At 67.8% G+C, this 18467-nt stretch carries 14 protein-coding genes; 7 read left to right on the top strand and 7 right to left on the bottom strand.

The features are described 5' to 3' along the window. From RRU_RS07685 to RRU_RS07695, 3 genes are read left to right on the top strand one after another with little or no spacing between them, the layout of a single operon-like run. Positions 1 to 1146, top strand: coding sequence for a nucleotidyltransferase family protein (locus RRU_RS07685; RefSeq protein ID WP_237703848.1), 1146 nt, complete (start codon positions 1 to 3; stop codon positions 1144 to 1146). Next, positions 1143 to 2525, top strand: coding sequence for a hypothetical protein (locus RRU_RS07690; protein WP_011389235.1), 1383 nt, complete (start codon positions 1143 to 1145; stop codon positions 2523 to 2525). Before RRU_RS07685 ends, RRU_RS07690 begins: the two co-directional genes overlap by 4 nt. Continuing rightward, positions 2522 to 3880 carry a sugar transferase gene (locus RRU_RS07695; protein ID WP_011389236.1) on the top strand — a complete coding sequence of 453 codons (1359 nt, stop codon included), beginning with the start codon at positions 2522 to 2524 and terminating at the stop codon, positions 3878 to 3880. The genes RRU_RS07690 and RRU_RS07695 overlap by 4 nt, the downstream gene beginning before the upstream one ends. Positions 3881 to 3899: 19 nt before the next feature. Here RRU_RS07695 and asnB read toward each other — a convergent pair whose 3' ends face one another. Genes asnB through RRU_RS07720 form a run of 5 tightly spaced genes read right to left on the bottom strand, consistent with a single transcriptional unit; the run spans position 3900 to position 10514 of the window. Beyond that, on the bottom strand, positions 3900 to 5750 hold the full coding sequence (gene asnB / locus RRU_RS07700) for an asparagine synthase (glutamine-hydrolyzing) (protein ID WP_011389237.1): 1851 nt from the start codon (positions 5748 to 5750) through the stop codon (positions 3900 to 3902). Between the two features lie 4 nt (positions 5751 to 5754). Next, positions 5755 to 7479: a WecB/TagA/CpsF family glycosyltransferase gene (locus RRU_RS07705; RefSeq protein WP_011389238.1), complete on the bottom strand. Its 1725-nt coding sequence runs from the start codon at positions 7477 to 7479 to the stop codon at positions 5755 to 5757. Continuing rightward, positions 7476 to 8933, bottom strand: coding sequence for a glycosyl hydrolase family 28-related protein (locus RRU_RS07710; protein ID WP_011389239.1), 1458 nt, complete (start codon positions 8931 to 8933; stop codon positions 7476 to 7478). The genes RRU_RS07705 and RRU_RS07710 overlap by 4 nt, the downstream gene beginning before the upstream one ends. Next, the gene (locus RRU_RS07715; RefSeq protein ID WP_014626183.1) at positions 8930 to 9919 is read right to left on the bottom strand and encodes an NAD-dependent epimerase/dehydratase family protein; all 990 of its coding nucleotides are present in this window, start codon (positions 9917 to 9919) and stop codon (positions 8930 to 8932) included. Before RRU_RS07715 ends, RRU_RS07710 begins: the two co-directional genes overlap by 4 nt. Positions 9920 to 9932: 13 nt before the next feature. Then, positions 9933 to 10514, bottom strand: a complete 582-nt coding sequence (locus tag RRU_RS07720; RefSeq protein ID WP_011389241.1) for a polysaccharide biosynthesis/export family protein — start codon at positions 10512 to 10514, stop codon at positions 9933 to 9935. Positions 10515 to 10684: 170 nt separating this feature from the next. Between RRU_RS07720 and RRU_RS07725 the strand changes: the two genes are divergently transcribed. The 4 genes from RRU_RS07725 (at position 10685) to RRU_RS07740 (ending at position 15823) form a co-directional block, all read left to right on the top strand. Then, positions 10685 to 11485: a metallophosphoesterase family protein gene (locus RRU_RS07725; RefSeq protein ID WP_011389242.1), complete on the top strand. Its 801-nt coding sequence runs from the start codon at positions 10685 to 10687 to the stop codon at positions 11483 to 11485. 81 nt (positions 11486 to 11566) lie between these two features. Next, positions 11567 to 12922 carry an outer membrane beta-barrel protein gene (locus RRU_RS07730; protein WP_011389243.1) on the top strand — a complete coding sequence of 452 codons (1356 nt, stop codon included), beginning with the start codon at positions 11567 to 11569 and terminating at the stop codon, positions 12920 to 12922. Further along, on the top strand, positions 12922 to 15126 hold the full coding sequence (locus tag RRU_RS07735; protein WP_011389244.1) for a GumC family protein: 2205 nt from the start codon (positions 12922 to 12924) through the stop codon (positions 15124 to 15126). Before RRU_RS07730 ends, RRU_RS07735 begins: the two co-directional genes overlap by 1 nt. After that, a complete protein-coding gene (locus RRU_RS07740; RefSeq protein WP_011389245.1) occupies positions 15116 to 15823 on the top strand; it encodes a hypothetical protein in 708 nt (235 codons plus the stop codon). The genes RRU_RS07735 and RRU_RS07740 overlap by 11 nt, the downstream gene beginning before the upstream one ends. On the opposite strand, the gene RRU_RS07745 is transcribed toward RRU_RS07740, so the two are convergent. Together RRU_RS07745 and wecB are read right to left on the bottom strand one after the other, a co-directional pair. Beyond that, on the bottom strand, positions 15808 to 17214 hold the full coding sequence (locus tag RRU_RS07745; RefSeq protein ID WP_011389246.1) for an O-antigen ligase family protein: 1407 nt from the start codon (positions 17212 to 17214) through the stop codon (positions 15808 to 15810). The two genes, RRU_RS07740 and RRU_RS07745, sit on opposite strands and share 16 nt — an antisense overlap. Next, a complete protein-coding gene (gene wecB, locus RRU_RS07750; RefSeq protein ID WP_011389247.1) occupies positions 17211 to 18365 on the bottom strand; it encodes a non-hydrolyzing UDP-N-acetylglucosamine 2-epimerase in 1155 nt (384 codons plus the stop codon). The genes RRU_RS07745 and wecB overlap by 4 nt, the downstream gene beginning before the upstream one ends. Positions 18366 to 18467 lie beyond the last annotated feature (102 nt).

Below are 18467 nucleotides of genomic sequence, written 5' to 3' on the forward strand. Positions count from 1 at the left end.
ATGGCCGACACGTCCTTTCCCTCTTCCTGGTCGCCGGCCTTTCGCCTGATCGTCGCGCTTTTGCGCGGCGAATCGGCTGGGGATTTGGCCGCGAGCGTGGATCGGGAGAGCTTTGGGCAAGCCCTGCGCCGCCACCGCGTCGCCCTGGCCCTGCCCGTGGCGGGGCGGACGCCGCTTTCCCTGGCCCTGCGCGACACCTTGGCCCTGCGCCAGCGCCAGATGACGATGGCCGCCATGGAGCGTACCGCCCAACTGGGGGTGGTGGTCAACGACCTGACCGGCGCGATGATCGGCGTCTGCGCCCTGAAAGGTCTGGCTTTCGCCGGGCTGTTTGGCGATCTGCTTGGGCGCGAGGCGAGCGATCTCGACCTTCTGGTCGGTCCCGCCGATTTCACCCGGGCGCTCGACCGCCTTGGCGCCCTTGGTTATCGGCGCGATGGCGCGGGGGCCATCGATCATGCGGTCACCTTGCGTCATCCCGACTTCGCGGCCTCCTTGGAACTGCATCGGCGCCTTGCCAGCCCCGATGGCCTGTTTCCGGTCGACCGTTTCGATCCCTGGGCCCGCCTGAGCGCCGTTGCTCTGCCCCGAGGCCCGGTCGCTACCCTTGATCGCGAGGCCGCCATGGTCTACGCGGCCTTTCATGGCACCAAGCATAACTGGCATCGCCTGTTCTGGTTGGTCGATATCGCCAAAGGGATGGCCCGGGAGGACGTCGATTGGCCGGCGGTTCTGACCCTGGCCCGCCGCCTGGGGGTCGAGCGTCAGGTGGTGATGGCGGTTTTGCTGGCCGAGCGGGTTTTGGGCGCCGCCCTGCCACCGGGGCTGGAGGTGAAACCTGCGCTCGTCGCCCTCGGCGGGCGGCTGGCGGACGATCTCGTTCCCCATCTCGATGATCTGCCTTCCGATCGCGGCGCCGAACTTGCCGGCCGGATGGGGTTTTGGCCGACGCTCGCCCGGCTGTTTACGCTTTATCCACGCTGGCGGGCGCGGATCGGACTGCTCGGCTTCTTTCTGGGCGCCAGCGACAAGGATCACGCGTTCTTGCCTTTGCCGCCGGCCTTGGCCTGGGCCTATCCGCTGGTGCGCGTGCTGCGCTTGCTCGGCCAACCCCTGGGGTGGACCCGGACCAAGCCGACCCGATGACTCTTATCCCCCCCCTCCGCCGATCGGGGCTCGCCGGGCGCGCCCTGCATCCCGCCGGTCCGATCGCCGTGCAGATCTTCGGACAGGGCGTGAATTTTCTGTCGCAGACCGCTCTGCTCGCCGTTTTCGGCGCGGCTTTCTATGGCCCGGTCGGGCTGGCTCTGGTCGCCGCGGCGACGCTGTGCTTCCTCGGCGAACTCGGCTATCCGGTCGTGCTGCTAAGCGCCGTGGCCCGCGACGACGATTGGCCCCGGCACTGGCGGATCGCCCTGTTTCAGCGGGTGATGGTCCTGGGCGGGGGAACGCCCTGCGCGCTTGGCCTGTGGGCCTGGATCTATGGCATCGAGAGCGAAGGCTGGGGAGCGCTGGCGGCGGCGGCGCCCGGGATCATCGCCTCGGCTTGGCAGCCCGCGCCGCTGCTGTATGGCCAGGGCCGCGCTCAGGCCGCCGCCCTGAGCGTTTATGGGCGCTGGGGCGTTTTTGGCTTGGGCATGACCCTGGTGCTGATCCTTGGTGTTCCCTCGGACTGGGCGGTCGGTCTGGTTTTTTCCGCCGGAATGATCGCCCCGCTGCTGTTTTGGCCCTGGCTTGGATTGGACGCGGTCTTGCTGCGCCCCCTGGTCAGCCGCCGTCTCGGCCGTCTGGGGAGCGGCGCTTTGGGGTGGTGGGTGATGTCGCTGGTCGGCACCCTCAACGACCGTGGGCTGCCCTTCGTCATCGAGGCGACCCGGCCGGCGATTTTGGCTCACGCCCTGCTGGCCCTTCAGGTCTTGCAAGGGCTGACGGCGCTGGCCGGCCAATTCGACCGCCTGCTTGTTCCCTGGCTGATCGGTCGCCTGAAGGCCCCCGGTTGGGCGAGGGACCTTGCCAAGGTGCAAGGCGGCGTGCTGTCGATCGCCCTCGGGGTCGCCGCCCTTTTGGTGGCGATCCTGGCTTTGGCCGCGCCGATGGCCGAGCGCGGCGCCTTGTCGTGGTTTTTGGCGGAATGGGCGCTTGTCCTGTGCGGCGGCGCCTTTACCGCCGCCATTCTCGCCAAAGGCCGGGAGCGGCCTTTCGCCCGGCGCTTGACGATGCTGGTGATCATCGGGGTGATCGCTCAGGCGGGGGTGGTGCTGGCCGACGGGCCGTTCGCCGCGGTGATGATCGTGCGCCTTGTCGTGGCCGGGCTGTGCGTGGTCGTCGCCCTGCGCCTGCTTGGTTTGTCCGCCCCCCGGGAGGCGTGGTTCCTGGCGGCGGGCGGCGCCGCCTGTGTCGCCCTGGCCAACGCCACCCCGGCCGCCGCCCCGCTGATCGGCCTTGGCCTTGGATTGGCCGGTCTTGGCCTGTGGCGGGGATGGAAGGCTTGTCGCCACATCGATCGCGGAGAGTCGAAGGGATGATGGACGGATCGGCATCGGGGTATCGGCGGATCGGCGAGGGCCGCGTCGCGGTGGCGATGATCGGGGTGCGCGCCCTTGATCTGATGATTTTGGCTCTTGGCTGCCTGATCGGCTATGGCCTGCGCCATGGCACGCCGATGATGCCCGAACCCTATTGGGCGGCGCTGATCATCGCCGCCTTCGTTTTCCAAGGCGCCGGGGGTGGCCTCGGTCTTTATTCCCGGCGTCGTCCCGGGCCCTTGCCCTCGCAATTGGCGGCGGTGCTGCTCAGCCTCGTGGCGACTTTCCTGGTGCTCTTCGCCCTCGCCTATCTCGGCAAGGTCTCCCAGGAGTTTTCGCGAAGCTGGGCGGTGACGTGGTTTTTCATCGCCGTCTGCGCGATGACGGCGCTGCGGGTGGGGGTGGCCCGGGTGGGGACCCTTGCCCCCCTGTGGCGCGCCCGCGCCGTTCTACTGGCCGCCGATGGCGACACCGGTCTCCTCGCCCGGCTGGCCGCCGATGAGGGGCGACGCGTCGATATCGTGGCCTGTCTCGATCCTGTTCGCGACGGGGCGCGGTTGGCGCGCCATTGCGAGGAGGCCAAGGCCGATGTGGTGTTCGTCGCCGTGCCGCCCGCGGGGATCGATGACGCCTTGCGGCGGCGTCTGCGCGATCTGCCCTTGCGCATCTGTCTGCTGATTGATCCGCCCATCGCCGATCATCCCCTGGTCGGCCCCCCGGAAATCATCGCCGGGGCGATCAGCGTCGAGCTGTATCCCCCCGTTCTCGAAGGCGGCGGCGCCCTGATCAAACGCCTCGAGGATCTGGTGCTGGGCGCGCTTCTGGTGGTGGTCCTCAGCCCGCTGATGGTCCTGGTGGCTTTGGTCGTTCGTCTTGAGGGGGCGGGGCCGGTGCTGTTTTGCCAGAAGCGCTTCGGCTTTCGCGGCGAGGTTTTCACCATCTTCAAGTTCCGCACCCTGGTCGAAGCGGCGGGGGAGACCCAGGTGGGGCGCGATGATCCCCGGGTAACCCGGGTCGGCCGGCTGCTGCGTCGCCTCAGCCTTGATGAATTGCCCCAGCTTTTCAATGTGCTGAAGGGTGATATGTCGCTGGTCGGCCCGCGTCCCCACGCCCTGGCCCATGACGAGGATTTCGCCGCCACCGTCGATATCTACGCCCAGCGCCGCAAGATGAAGCCGGGGATGACCGGCTGGGCCCAGGTTCATGGCTGCCGGGGGGAGATCCGCTCCCCCCAGGACCTGGAACGTCGGGTCGCCTATGATCTGGCCTATCTCGACCACTGGAGTCTTGGGCTTGATCTGTGGATCCTCGCCCTGACGCCGCTCCGCCTGATCCGCGATCCCAACGCCTATTGACCGTTTTACTCTATTCACTCTAGCGGGGGGCGTCGGCCATGCCGCCTTCCACCCAGGCCAGCCAGCGCAGCAGGCAGAGCGGCCACCACAGCCTGGGATCACTGGGGTGGGCGGCCAGGGCGGTTTTCAGGCGCCCGAGATCAAGATAGCGCGCCGCCAGGGTCGGCGGGGCCTCGGCCAAGGCTGCCCAATCAAGGTGTCCGACCTGAAACTGTTCGGCCATGCCCAGGCCATGGGTTTTGCCCGCGCCGATGATTTCGGCCGGTAGGTCGTGGCGGAAGGCTTGGCGTAGGATGCGCTTGCCGCCCCGATCGTCGATCTTCGCGGCGACCGGCAGGGCGAGGGCGGCTTCGACCACCCGGTAATCGAGGAACGGCGACCGCACCTCGACGCCCGAGGCCATGCCGCTGCGATCGGCGAAGCGCAGGGAATAGGGCAGCAGGGCGCGCAGGGCGTCATCGCGCAGGCGCGACGCCAGCGGCTGGTGGTGATAGGCCGCCAGGGCCTCGAAGCGTTCGGCCGAGTCTTGCCAGAACGATCGGGCGATCACCCGGCCATGGACGCGCCCGGCCATCAACGGGCGGACGATGGCCAAGGGAAGATCCCAGGCGAGGCGGTTGGCCACCAGCCGCGGCGGGCAATGGGCCGAGCCGAGCAGGGCGCCCAAGGGGCGGAGGCGGCCCAGGCGCAGGTGCTCGCGGGCGAGAAGGGCGCCATAGCGGTTCGTATAGCCGGCGAACAACTCGTCGGCGCCCTCGCCGGTGATCGCCACCTTGACGCCGCGCGCCGCGATCAACCGATAAAGTCGGAAGGCGGCGACCAGCGAGGGGGTGTTGAAAGGCTGCTCCTGGGCGGCGAGCAGGGCGTCAAGGTCCGGAGCGGCGGGCAGCGGGGCGACGCGCAGGATGTCGTGGGGCAGGGCGCTGTCGAGCGTGGCGGCGAAGCGGCCGGCCTCGCGCGTCTCATCGGCTTCGGTGGCGTCGCGATAGCCATAGGTCAGCAGCCCGGCCAGGGCGCCGCGCGGCATGTCGGGCGCCGTGGCCAAGCGGGTGACGATCGAGGAATCAAGCCCGCCCGAGAGCAGGGCGACCGCCGGAACATCGGCGCGCAGGCGCAGGCGCACGGCATCGCTCAAGGTCGCGCGCAGCGCTTCGGCCGACGGCGGCGCTGCTTCCCCGCTGCCCTCCTTTCGCCAATCGTGGAAGCGGCGGCGGTCGATGCCCCCGCTCCGGTCGACCGACCACAGGGCGCCGGCGGGAACCTCGACGATGCCGGCGAAGAAGCTGCCGCCGCGATGGTCGGTCAGACCGCCGACCAGGAAATCGAAGACCGCGTCGTCATCGACCCGGGGGGCGATGCCACTGGCCGCCAGGGTGGCGGCGATGGTGCTGGCGAAGGTCACGCGGCCGCCGGTGTCGCACAAGTACAGCGGTTTGACGCCCAGGCGATCGCGCGACACCACCAGCCGATCGCCTGGGGCGTCGAGGAGGACCATGGCCCACATGCCGTTGAAGCGGGCGAAGGCCGCCTCGCCCCACTGCCGCCAGGCGAGCAGAGCGACCTCGGTGTCGCTCTCGCCGGCGAAACGCTGGCCCAGGGCCTGAAGGGCCTGGCGCAGTTCGACATAGTTATAGAGCGCGCCATTGAAGACCAGCACGCTGCCGGTCTCGGGATCGACCATCGGCTGGGCGCCGTCGGCGCCCTTGCCGAAAATCGCCAGCCGCCGATGACCGAGCAGCAGACGGCCGTCCCAGAACGCCGCCCGGCCCTCGCCATCGGGACCGCGCCGCGCCAGACGGGCGAGCGCCTTGGACACCGCCGCTTCGTCGGCCGGTCCCCGTCGCTCCAAAATCGCCACCAGCCCGCACATGATCCTAGGTGTCCTCCGCCCCGCCGCGCCTGAGCCTGATCCATTCCTTGATCACCAGTCCCAGAAAGAGGCTGTTGCTTTTCAGATAGCGCGGACCGAGATGGCGGGGATCTTGGATCAGCCGGGCAAGCCATTCCAGACCGGCGCGCTGCATCCAGCGCGGGGCCCGCCAGCGCTTGCCGGCGATGACATCGATCGATCCGCCGACCCCCATGACATAGGCGACGCCGAGGGCGGCGTGATGACGGGCGAGAAAAGCCTCCTTGGCCGGGCTGGGCATGGCGACGAACAGGCAATCGGCCCGCGAGGCGGCGATCGCCGCGACCACGGCGGGTTCCTCGGCCGGGCTGAAATAGCCGTGGTGCCAGCCGGCGAAAACCAGATCGGGATAGCGCCGGCGCAAGCTGGCCACCGCCTCGTCCAGCACCGTGGCCTCGGCCCCCAGGATATAGGGGCGGAAGCCGCCCCGGCCGGCGCGGGCGAGCAGGTGATCCATCAGATCGATGCCGGTGATCCGTTCGGGGATGGCGACGCCCAGCAAACGGGCGGCCCACAGCACCCCCATGCCATCGACACAGACCATATCCGAGCCGGCGACATCGGCGCGCAACAGCCGATCCCCGCTCATCGCCACCAGCTTGGCGACATTGATATCGGCCTGACGTAGGCGCTGGCGGGTCCGCATCGCGGTTTCGGCGCGGTCGATCGCCTCGGTCATGGTCAGGGCGTCGACCGGCAGGCCGAACAGCCTTTGGCGCGACCCCGCCGCCTGCGCCAGCATGCGGTCGGTGAGCGGCCCCAGGCGCCGCCTTTGCCAAGCGCCGATCCGTTGCGGCCCCAAGACGGCCACCGCCAGGGTTTTCAGGCGCCGTTTCAGCCGATCGCGCCAGCGGTGACGATAGCGGTCGATATGGCGATCGAGGGCGGCGATCTCCTGGGGCGGGGCGGGGAGCGGCGGCTGGGGATCGCAGCGGCGCAAAACCCGCCAGAGCGTGCCGGGCAAAGCCGTCTGACCTTCCAGCGGCCGCAGGCCGACTCTTTGGCAGAGCCGGTCGAGGGCCGGACCGGTGAAGTAGCCAAGATGGGCGGCGTGAACATCCTGCCAGCCCGACCACGGCGCGGCGATGTCGGGAACCTCGATCGCCAGAATGCCGCCCGGCGCCAGCAGGCGGCGCAAGCTTACAAGACTGCCGGCGGGATCGCGCAGGTGTTCCAGGCTATGGAACAGGGCGATCAGGGCGAAAGGCCCGCCGGCCTCCTCGGGGCTGGCGACGAAAGTGACCTTCGTTCCCCCGAGGGCGACCGCGCGATGGTGGGCATCGGGCTCAATCGCCGCCAAGGGGACATCGGGGCGGTCGCGGTGGATTTCCGACAAGAAGGCGCCATAACCCGAGCCGACTTCCAGAACCGCCCCGCCCAAGGGCACGAAGCCGCCAAGGCGGGCCCAGCGCCATTGGGCGATGGCGCGCAGGCGCAAGCTGGCGACGAAGGCCTCTTGGTGGCGAAAGGCGGCCTCGGCGGTGAACAGGCGTCGGTAGTCGTGTTCATAGAAGCGGGCCTCGTCGGCGGCGCTCAGATCGGGATCCAGGGATGCGCCCCCACACAGGCCGCAACGCACCAGTTCCTGGCCGAGATCAAGGGTGCGCTCGCGGCCCACTACCCGCTGGTTGACGGTGGCGCCACACAACCGGCAAGCGCGGCGCGGCCGGTCAAGGTGATAGCCGCTCATCGGCGTTCCACCGCCGTCAGCCCGGCGCCTCGCCTGCCGGTGATCACGGCCTGCTGGGGGTGGGCAAGGCCGCTGAGCAGGGCCCGGGTGCCCGGGCGGGGGGCGGTGATGGTGGTATCGCCGATCACCAGCCCCCGCAGATCGGGAGCGGCCGAGGCGTCGATCAACCCCGGTTCGCCGCCGCAATCGGCCAGAAAATTGCCAAGGATGCTGATATCGCCGACGGCGGCCGATCCCTGGCCGGCGAGCAGCACGGGAAAGCGGGCGCCGCTGATGACATTGCCCTCGATCAGCACGGTGCGGGCGCCGGCGACGCGGATCGCCTCCTTCGTGGTTCGACCGCCGCCGCTGATGCGGTTGCCGGTCACGACGATTCCCCGGCTGCCACGATCGATCGCCACGGCCCGCCAGGAAAAGCCGCTGAGGCTGTTGGCGGCGAGCACGATGTCCTCGACCGTTCCCGGATCGGCGAAATTCAGCAGCAAGATGCCGCCGACCTCGCGACCCGGGGTGCGATCGCTCAGGGTATTGGCGCTGACGCTGCCGGTCTTGCAGCCGTCGCGCAGCAAAATCGCCGAGGAGCCGTCAAGGGCGTCGTCGAAAACGATGGTGTTGGCGGTGATGGTGAAGGCCTCGGCCCAGTTCAGTTCGATGCAGGCGTCGACCGGCGTGGCGAGGGCGAAGCTGTTGCCTTCGATGATAACCCCCTCGATCCGCGTTTGCGGTCCGCCGCCCAGGATGTAAACGCAGTTCTGCGCCCGCCCGCTGTTGGCAATACCGGTGAAATGATTGTCGATGACGCGGATAGCGCCGCGCCGCGCGCCGATCTTGTCGCCGCCGCTTAGATAAACCCCGGGAACATTGCCGTTGGCCTCGAAGCGGCATCCGCGCAGGGTGATGTCTTCCAAGGCCTGGAGAGGGCTGTCGGGCGCCGGACCGATCACCACCCCGCCGCCGCCATTCGCGCCATCGCCAAAGCCCGAGATGTGGCAATCGGTCAGGGCCAGCGCGCGGATGGCGCCGCGCAAAGACAGGGCGAAGCCGTGCTGGCCGTCGGCGGCGGCCGTGGTCTGACGGGCGGCATTGCCCAGGAAGCCCAGGCCGCTGAAGCTGACGTTTTCCAGGCGGTCGTGGCGTTCGATCAGATTGAAGGGCGGCGGGACATCGTCGGCGGGCTGGGCCAGCACCGAGACCTGGGCGCCGTCGCCGCGCCAGTGCTGGTTGGAGCGCGGCACCAGGGGGCGGCCGATGCGATAACGCCCCGGGGGAACGTGGAGAATCGGCGCTTCGCTGTCGATGGCGGCTTGAAAGGCGGCGGCGTCATCCTCCTGGCCGTCGCCCCGGGCGCCGAAGTCACGGGGGGTGACGATCGCGCCCGCCGCCGGCCGGCCGGCGCAGGCCCCCAGCCATCCCGCCAGACCGGCCACGAGCAGGGCGCGCCGGCCGAGCCTCATGATACCAGGGCGAAGCGGCCGTCGGCGGCGGCGATCTCGGCCAAGGCGCTGTCCACCGGCCGGCGCACCCGCCACCCCAGGCGCCGCCAGGCCCGTTCCGGCGCGCCAAGCTGCGAGGGGCGGTCGTTGGGGCGGCGCAGGGCCGGATCGGACAGGCAGGTGATGCGAAGGCCCAGCAGATCGGCCAACCGGGTGACCAGATCCTCGACGCCGAGTTCGCGGCCGCTGCACAGATTGTCGATGGAAAACGGCGCCGGATCGCCATCGCCCAGCAGGGCGATCAGCCCCTCGGCGGCATCCTCCAGGGCGATATAATCGCGGCGGTGGTCAAGATGGCCAAGCCGCAGGACAATGGGATCGGCCGCGCGCGCGGTGTCGGCCGCGCCGGCCAGACGGTCGAGAACCTCGGGGATGAGATGGCCGTTCGGATCCCCTGGGCCGATGACGTTGAACAGCCGGGCCACCCGGGCCCAGCGTCCGGGCTGGCGCGCCCAGAGCGCCAGTTGGTGCTCGTTGGTCAGTTTGCTCAGAGCGTAGATATCGTGGGGGGAGGTCGGGCTTTCCTCGCTCAAAGCGCCGACGCCCCAGTCATAAACCGCCCCCGACGAGGCGATGACCACCCGCGCGACGCCCGCCGCCGCCGCCGCGTCAAGCACCGACTGGGTGCCGACGACGTTGATATCGAGGGCGCGGCGGGGATCTTTGGTGCAGCTTGGAATGTGGTGAAGGGCGGCGAGATGGACGATGGCGGCCGGACGCAGGGCGGCGACGACCCGCCCCGTAAGATCGGCGTCGCGGATATCGCCGGCGATCACCTCCAGTCCTTCGGTGCGGGCGGGTAACGGCCGGCCGGCCGAGGCGTCGTCAAGAACGGCGACGCGGCTTCCCGCCGCCCGCAGTCCGGCGACAACCCGACTGCCGATGAAACCGGCGCCGCCGGTCACCAGAACGCAGCCATCCATGGGCGAGGGGAGGGGCGGGGCCATGGCGGGCGCCGTCCTAGAAGCGCCGCTCGAGCACCCGGACGATATCGCCCGGCTGCACCGGGGTATATTCCTCGGCGCGATAGTCCACCGGCTTGCCGTCCTCCTGGCGAATCAGCAGCACTTGCCCTTCGCGCGCCCGGTAATCATAGCCGCCGGCCCGGGCGATGGCGCTCAGCACCGTCATGCCGTCGATATACAGGAACTCGCCCGGCCCGCGAACCTCGCCCATCACGTAAACCGGGCGCAGGCTGGAGGATTCGACGGTGACCCGGGGGTCGCGTAGATAGTTTTCCCCACGAATTTTATCGGCTATTCTGCCGGCCAGCGCCTGGGTGGTCACGCCGGCCGCCGTGATGTCGCCGATCAGCGGCATCGCCAGATTGCCGGTGCTGTCGATGATGAATTCACCCGACAGATTGGGCTCGTTGAAAACGGTGATGCGGATGTGATTGCCCGGCACCAGGAGATTGCCATCCTTGACGTTGGCGATGGCGCGCGGCGCCTCGCGGTCGGGCAGGGAAGGGCCGGCGCAGGCGGCGAGTCCCAGGCTGGCCGCGACGACAAGGGTGGTGCAGAGGGACTTGGACAAGGTCATCGGAGCTCCGATAGAATCGAGTAAAAAGTGCAAGGGCTCACAGTCGCTGCTGGGTCGGTTTCTCTTTTTATGAGCGGATTTGGTTGTCTTTCTGTTAATGCCTAGAGCGATAAATTTTGGAAAGCGACGGGGCGGCCCAGTCGTTCCACGGAAAGGATCAAGGCATCGCGATGATACGCGAGACATGGAAGCGTCTGACCTCGGCATCGAGCCCACCCCCCGCGGCCCCGGCCGTTCCCTCGGGGGTTCGCGTCTATGCCATTGGCGATATTCACGGCCAGATCGACGCCCTTGACCGGCTGCATGATCTGATCGTCCGGGACGCGGCCGCCGAGGCCGGTTCCGCGCGGCGATTCTTGATCATTTATCTCGGGGATTATGTCGATCGCGGCGAGGCGACCCCGGCGGTTCTCGATCGCCTGTGCGGACCGTCGCTTCCCGGCTTCGAACGCCATTGTCTGCGCGGTAATCATGAAAGCGCCATGCTCGATTTTCTGGAGGCGCCCACGGCCAACCTCGGCTGGCTCGAATTCGGCGGCTTGGCCACCCTGGCCGGCTATGGGGTTCGCATGCCCGGCGTGAGCGGCTTGGCGGCGCGGGCCGAAGGTTTGGCCAAGGGGCTCGACGCCTGCCTGCCGGCGGCCCACCGGGCCTTCCTGGGCGGGCTCGCGTCCCAGATCAGCATCGGCGATTATTTGTTCGTTCATGCCGGGGTGATGCCGGGCCGGCCGCTTGATCGCCAGAGCGAAGACGATCTTTTGTGGATTCGCGAGCCGTTCTTGTCGTCGCCCCTCTGGCATGGCAAGCGCGTCGTTCATGGCCACACCATTTCCGAGGCGCCGGTCGTTCTCCCCAATCGCATCGGCATCGATACCGGCGCCTTCGCTGGCGGGCCGCTGACCTGCGTGGTCTTGGAGGACGAGACGCTTCGTTTCATTGCCACGGATGAATACCATTATCGTGCTCGATAAATTATGAGATGCTCCGGTTATTGGTTAGGATCAAGAGTAATGCGCTCCAGAGTTCGGATTCACTTTATGAGGGGGGTTGGCATGACGAATTGGCACGCGGGATTCGGCGGATTGCGGCTGGCATCGGGACCTTGGATCGGTGCCCTTGGACTCGTCATCGCCGGCTCGGCGCCAGTTCTGGCCCAGACCGCCGTGACGACCTCGCCGACCGCGCCAACCGAACGGAGCACGGGGGCGGCCAGGGCGACCGAACCGCTTGATGTTGATCAAAATCCCCTGGAGCAAAACACCGGCGATCTGGTCGCCGAGTCTTATCAACCCAAGGGACTCGATCTTGGCAGCTTTCTTTTGCTGCCCAGCGTCAGCCTGGGTGAAACCTATAATTCCAACATCTACGCCACGCCCGATGATGAAAAGAGCGATTTCCTGACGACGCTCGGGGCGAAGTTCGATTTGCGCTCGCGGTTTACCGAACACGAACTGAACACCGTGATCGAGGCCGAGCACGTCTGGTTTTCCCAATACGACGAAAACGACGTCACCAATTTTCGCGGCAGCACCAATGGCCGCTATGACATCAATCGCGATACCCAGGTGAAGCTGGGGATCCGCGGATCGCTCGATCACGAGGAGCGGGGATCGAGCGACGCCGCCCAGGGCGAAAAGCCGACGCCGACCCATACCGTCGGCGCCCTGCTTGGCGGCGAAACCCACCTTGGCGCCTATACCATCGGCGTCGAGGCCGGGGCGACCCGCTATGGCTTCAGCAATGTCTCAACCAGCCTGGGACCCGATATCGACAACGAAAGCCGCAATCGCACCGAGTATACGGGCGCGGTGCGCGGGGCTTACGAATTCGTGCCGGGCTATGCCGCCATCCTGAGCGGAACCGCCAACAAGCGGGCCTACGACTCCGATAATACCTTCGGCGAAAACCGCAACAGCGCCGGCTATAGCGTGGAGACCGGCATCGGGGTCGATATCTCCAAGGTGCTGCGCGGCGACTTCCTGGCCGGCTATTTCGAACAGGATTACGAAAGCGGCGCCCTTGACGATCCCTCCGGCCCGATGATCAAGGCGGTGTTCAACTGGACACCGACGAAGCTCACCCTGGTGGTGCCGGCGATCGAGCGCTCGGTGGTCGATAGCACCCTGGCCGGCGCCTCGGGCATGGTCAGGACCTCGTATTCGCTGTTGGTCCGCCATGAATACGCCCGCAACGTTATTCTGCGCGGCTATGCCGCCTATTCCCACGACGATTATCCGGGGATCGAGGAAAGCAGCGATACCTTCTTGGTCAACGGTCAAGCGACCTATGCCTTCATGCCCGAACTCGATCTGACCGGGCTGGTCGGCTACACCACCAAGGACTCCACCATCTCCAGCCTGCCCTATGATCAGCTGGTGACCACCCTGACCCTGAGTCTGCGCTTCTGATGGCCCCAGACCAAGCCAAGCCGGCCCCCTTCCGTGACCAGTTCCATCGTGTCCTTGGCGTCATCCGCCGGGGCAAGCTGCTGATTCTGGCCTGTGTTCTCTTGGTCGTCGCGCCGACTATCGTGTTCTTGCAGCAGGCCACGCCGCGCTACACCGCCAATGCCGCCGTTCTGATCGAGGCCCCCGACGCCACCGATTCGCTGCTTGATCGCAGCGATATGTCGCGGACCCGGCTCAATGACCTGATGATCACCACCGAGGCCGAGGTTCTGGGCTCGACGCCGCTGGCCCGGCGGGTGATCGACAAGTTGGGGCTTGATCAGGATCCCGAGTTCAATGCCCGCCTGCGCAAGCCGACCGCCTTCCAGCGGGTGACCTTCTGGCTTAATCCGATAAATTGGATTCCCGATGGCTGGCGGGCCGGACGGAAGGACGAGGCGACGATGACCCCGAAGGTGCGCGAGGAGCTGCAGCGCGCCCGCGTCACCGCGACCTTTCTTGGCCGCCTGAGCGTCAAGCCCAAGCGGCGCTCCTTCGTGATCGATCTGGAGTTCACCGCGACCAGCCGCGAAAAATCGGCGCTCATCGTCAATACCTTGGCCGATCTTTATGTTTTCGATCGCCTGGAAGCGGGGTTTGACGAAACCAAACGGGTCAACGAATGGCTGGCCCAACGCCTGGAATCCTTGCGCGGCGATGTCGCCCTCGCCGAGGCCGCCGTCGAGACCTACCGCGCCGAAAATGGCCTGCGTCCGGTTGGCGAACGGCAGGGCACGGTGGCCAATCAGCAATTGACCGAGCTTAATTCCCGGCTGGTGCTGGCGCGCGCCGACCTTGCCCAGAAACAGGCCCGCCTCGATCAGGTGCGCAGCCTGTCACGGGGCGGCGGCGTGGCGACGGCCAGCGACGTGCTGCAGTCGTCGCTGATCCAGCAATTGCGCCAGCGCGAAGCCGAGGTGCGCAGCGCCCTGTCGGAAGCCGAAAAGACCTATGGCGAACGCCACCCCAAGATCATCGGCATGCGCGCCGACCTTGGGCAGTTGCAATCGAGCATCGGCGGGGAAATCGGCAAGATCGCCTCGTCGGCCGAAGGCGATGTCGAGATCGCCGCCATCGGCGTGCGCACCCTGGAGCGCGAGATCGTCGGTTTGCGCCAAGAGGGCGATGTTCAGGGCGGGGCGATCGTCAGACTGCGCGAATTGGAACGTCAGGCCGATTCCAGCCGCTCGCTTTACGAGGCCTTTCTGAGCCGCTTCAAACGCAACGCCGAGCAAGAGCAGATCCAGCGCGCCAATGCCCGGCTGTTGTCGCCAGCCGATATTCCCGCCTCGCCGTCCTATCCCCGCAAGATCCCCATTCTTCTGGTGATGATGGTCGTCGGCTTCGGTCTGGGGATCGGGCTGGTCTTTCTGGTCGAAGGCCTGGATGGCACCGTTCATTCGACCGAGGAACTGGAAGCCCTGGTCGGTTTGCCGCCCTTGGCGGTTATTCCGGTCGTGCGCGGGCGGGGCGGCGGCGCCGTGGTGCTGGCCCGGCCGCGCGCCCCCATCGCCCATGCCTTCCGCAATCTGCGCACCGCCCTGACCTTGAACGGCGAGGAAACCCGCCGGCGGATCGTCATGGTGTCGTCTTCGGTGCCCAAGGAAGGCAAGAGCTTCGTTTCGCTGGGGTTGGCCCTGACTTACGCCCGGGCCGGCGAACGGGTGCTGCTGATCGACGCCGATGTTCATCGTTCGTCGCTGGCCGCCACCATCGGCATCGACGGAACGCGCGGCTTGGCCCAGGTGCTGCGCGGCGAGGCCACCCTTGATCAGGTGGTGACCCGTCCGCCGGGGATGGATCTTGATTTCCTGGCCGCCGGCGAGGCGAGCGCCCAAGAGGAACTCTTCGACGCCTCGACCCTTGGCGCCCTGCTAAGCGAACCGGCAAGCCGCTATGACCGCATCATCATCGATACCGCGCCGGTTCTGGCCGTCGCCGATGCGCGAATCGTCGCCGGGGTCGCCGATCAGGTGATCTATCTGGTCCGCTGGGGATCGACCCAGCAAACGGCGGTGCGCAACGGCATCAAGTTGTTGCGCGACGTGCGGGCGCCCCTTGCCGGGATGGTGCTGTCCCAGGTGGATGTGCGCCGTCACGCGGTCTATGGCTATGGTGATTATGGCGCGTCCTATGGCCGCTACCAGGAATACTATGCCGAGTGAGCCGCGCTCCGCCGGCGCCGCTAAGCGGGCCGTCGTGCCGGGCTTGGCCGGGCTGGCCGTCGCCCTGATCCTGATCGGTCTGGCCCTGCCGCGCTGCCTTGCCGCCTGGAATGACCGTGCGGGCGCCTCCGTGCTTTGGGATCTGCGGGCCGGCAAGCCGGCGCCCGAGTCGGAAGTCCTGGCCGCGGCGGGTCAAAGTCTGGTGGCCAGCGCCAGCCGTCTGCCGCGCGGCGAGGCTCTGGCCGATGGCGGATATCTGCTGGCGCGGGCGGCCGAAAGTGCCGCCGATCCGGCGCGGCGGGTGGCGCTGTCGCGCTCGGCCCTGGCGGCGACCGAGCGCGGGCTCGCCCTGGCGCCGGCCAATGCCAGCGCCTGGGCCCGGCTTGCCGTCTTGCGCGTCGGCGCGGGCGACCGGGAGGGGGCGGCGGCGGCCCTGCGGTTGTCGTTCCTCGCCGGCCCGGTGGTTCCGGCCCTGACCGCCTCGCGCCTTGATCTGGCTTTCGCCCTGCTTCCCGCCCTGGATGGCGAAACCCGCGCCCTGCTCGACCGCCAGATCCGCATCACCTGGATCTTGGAACCGGCGCGGATCGCCCGACTGGCCGAGGACCGCCGCCTTGGTTTCCTGATCGGTCGGGCCCTGGATGGGGTCAGCGAAGAAGACATGATCCTTTATCGGCGCGCTCACCCAACGCCGTGAGCGGCCTCGGCGTCCCCCTCCTCGTCGGTGGCGGTGGCGGGACGGGTGGAGCGTGACTGGGCGAAGCCCAGGCCGAGCAAAAGCGCCAAGGTGGCGGCGATCGCCGGCATCGAGATGCTGAAATCGGCCAGTCCATGGACCAGCAACAAGCTGGCCGCCGCCAGGGCCAGGGCGGGATAGATCTGGTCGCGCCGCCGCCGGCGCAATCCCAGGGCGCAGCTCGTCAGGACCATGGTCAGGCTGAGGCCAAGCAGCAAGGCGGCGGGCAGGCCCAGTTCGATGATCGCTTCAAGATAGATGTTATGGGCGAAATCATAGATCACCGGGCGGGGCAGCGACGCATCGCGGTACAGGCGGAAGGCCGGGGCGAAGGCGCCGATGCCAAAGCCGCCGGCCGAGGCGTCGCTGGCCATCTCGCCGCCCAGCCGCAGCAATTGCCCGCGGTCGCCGCTGAGTTCCGTCTGATCGAGCAGGCGCTCGAGCGTGACCTGATCGCTGGTCAGGCTGAGCGTCGCGCCGCCGATGCCGATCACCAGCAAGGCGGCGCTGGCGATGCGCCACGACAGCACCCGGGCGGTCCCCAGGGCCAGGATCAGCACCAGCACGGCACAGGCGGTCGCCAGCAAGGCGCCCCGGGAATGGCTGAACAGCAAGGCCATCGTCAAAAGGAACCCGCCCAAGGCATAGGGCAAGCCGCCCAAAACCAGCCTTTCGGCGTGATGGCGCATGCCGCCGCGCGCCGGCCGCCGCAGGTGGGATAACACCAGGGCCAGACAGCACAACAGGCCAAGCCCGGCATAGGCGCCAAAGGCGTTGCGGTTGACGAAGGTGGCGGTGAGGTCGCCGAGATAATCGGTCTTCTCCAGCCATAACAGCCGCTCCCAGCCGGCGAAGAACATGCAGAGGCCATAGATAGCATAAGCGGTGGCGCTCCAGGCCACGACCCGGAGTCCCAGGCGGGCGCGCGCGCGGTTGCGGCCGAGAACGCAGGCCAACCCGAAGATCACCCCATAGCTCAGCAGTTTCATCACCCCATCCAGACTGCGCGCCGGATCAAGCGACAGATGGCCGACCACCGGTCCGGGCAGGGCGCTCGCGGCTTCCGCCCACAGGGGATGGCGCCAGTCCGCGGGAACCAGCGCGCTGGCCTGGACACCCCCCCATACCAGCACCAGAAGCAGCGGCAGGGCGACCCTTGCCAGCGGTGCCAGCCTTGGCGGTGGGGTACCGGCGCCGATCAGGGTTCGGATCGACCACAGCGCCAGCAAAATCCCGGCGATCAGGGCCAGCGCGCTCCAGGCCGCCGGCCGATTGGCCCCCAAAGGCAAGGGCGCTAGAACGACAAGGGCGAGCAGGGCGCGGAAAATCAGGTCATTGGCGCTGAGCGTCATGGGGCAATCCGATTTTCGAGGGTTTGGGCGATGCGCTCGGCGGCATGGCCATCGCCGAAACCGTCATGGGTTTGGGCCAAAGCGGCGCGGGCGGCCGGGTCGGTCAGCAGCGGCAGGGCATGGTCGAGAATCCGGGCGGTCCGGGTGCCGACCACCAAGCCGTTGCCGCCGGCGACCAGTTCGGGGCGCTCGGTGGTGTCGCGCAGCACCAGAACCGGTTTGCCAAGCGCCGAGGCCTCTTCCTGGATGCCCCCGGAATCGGTCAGGATCAGATCGGCGCGATGGAGCAGGGCGACGAAGGGCAGATAATCAAGCGCCGGGGTCAGCAAGATGCCGGGATGACCGCTCAGCGCCTCGATCAGCGGGGCGAGGCGCGGATTGGGATGAATGGGCAGAACGATCAACCGCTCCTCGGCCTTGGCCAGCCCAAGAAGCGCCTCGGCCAAGCGCGGCAAGGCCTCGCCCAGGCTTTCGCGGCGGTGGATGGTGACCAGGACCAGGGCGCGTTCGCCCGCCGTGGCCAGGATCGGCGCGGCGGCCTCGATGACCCGGGGGGTGTCCTTGATGCGGGCCAGGGCCAGATGCAGGGCGTCGATCACCGTGTTGCCGGTGACCTCGATAGCGCCCTCGGCCACGCCTTCGGCCAGAAGATTGGCCCGGGCGCGCTCGGTCGGGGCGAAATGCAGCGCCGCGATCTGGCCGATCAGCCGGCGGTTCATCTCCTCGGGCCAGGGGGCGGCGCGATCGCCGCTGCGCAGGCCGGCTTCGACATGGGCGACGTCGAGCCGGGCGTGGAAGCCGGCCAGGGCGGCGCCCAGCGCCGTTGTCGTGTCGCCCTGAACCACCAGCCAAGCCGGAGCGGTGGCTTCGATGACCGGGGTCAGGCCGGTGATGACCCGCGCCACCAGATCGCTTGGGCGCTGATCGGGGGTCATCAGGTCCAGGCTATGGTCGATGGTCAGATCGAAGGCCGAGAGCCCCTGGGTCAGCAGGTCACGGTGCTGACCGCTGAGGCAGACCTTGACCGGCACCCGGGCGTTCCGGCGCAGGGCCAGAACCACGGGGGCGAGTTTGATGGCTTCGGGTCGTGTTCCGATGACGACCAGAAGGGGGGCACCGGTAGGCTGTTTTTTTTTTGATAAGAGCGACACGCGAACCCTCCAAACACAGGCTTCTGTTTTATACTGCGGCGGGCGTGTAAGAAACCGTGATGCGGACAGTTTTAGGGGAAGACCACGAAACGATGCGGGAGC

It is taken from the genome of Rhodospirillum rubrum ATCC 11170, assembly GCF_000013085.1.
Taxonomy (GTDB): Bacteria; Pseudomonadota; Alphaproteobacteria; order Rhodospirillales; family Rhodospirillaceae; genus Rhodospirillum; species Rhodospirillum rubrum.

Bases quoted from the DNA above. Each gene is read 5' to 3' on its own strand.
- RRU_RS07725 (WP_011389242.1), top strand. From the start codon at position 10,685: ATGATACGCGAGACATGGAAGCGTCTGACCTCGGCATCGAGCCCACCC.
- RRU_RS07695 (WP_011389236.1), top strand. From the start codon at position 2,522: ATGATGGACGGATCGGCATCGGGGTATCGGCGGATCGGCGAGGGCCGC.
- RRU_RS07740 (WP_011389245.1), top strand. From the start codon at position 15,116: ATGCCGAGTGAGCCGCGCTCCGCCGGCGCCGCTAAGCGGGCCGTCGTG.
- RRU_RS07720 (WP_011389241.1), bottom strand. From the start codon at position 10,514: ATGACCTTGTCCAAGTCCCTCTGCACCACCCTTGTCGTCGCGGCCAGC.
- RRU_RS07735 (WP_011389244.1), top strand. From the start codon at position 12,922: ATGGCCCCAGACCAAGCCAAGCCGGCCCCCTTCCGTGACCAGTTCCAT.
- RRU_RS07685 (WP_237703848.1), top strand. From the start codon at position 1: ATGGCCGACACGTCCTTTCCCTCTTCCTGGTCGCCGGCCTTTCGCCTG.
- RRU_RS07730 (WP_011389243.1), top strand. From the start codon at position 11,567: ATGACGAATTGGCACGCGGGATTCGGCGGATTGCGGCTGGCATCGGGA.
- asnB (WP_011389237.1), bottom strand. From the start codon at position 5,750: ATGTGCGGGCTGGTGGCGATTTTGGAGCGACGGGGACCGGCCGACGAA.
- RRU_RS07745 (WP_011389246.1), bottom strand. From the start codon at position 17,214: ATGACGCTCAGCGCCAATGACCTGATTTTCCGCGCCCTGCTCGCCCTT.
- RRU_RS07710 (WP_011389239.1), bottom strand. From the start codon at position 8,933: ATGAGGCTCGGCCGGCGCGCCCTGCTCGTGGCCGGTCTGGCGGGATGG.
- RRU_RS07715 (WP_014626183.1), bottom strand. From the start codon at position 9,919: ATGGCCCCGCCCCTCCCCTCGCCCATGGATGGCTGCGTTCTGGTGACC.
- RRU_RS07690 (WP_011389235.1), top strand. From the start codon at position 1,143: ATGACTCTTATCCCCCCCCTCCGCCGATCGGGGCTCGCCGGGCGCGCC.
- RRU_RS07705 (WP_011389238.1), bottom strand. From the start codon at position 7,479: ATGAGCGGCTATCACCTTGACCGGCCGCGCCGCGCTTGCCGGTTGTGT.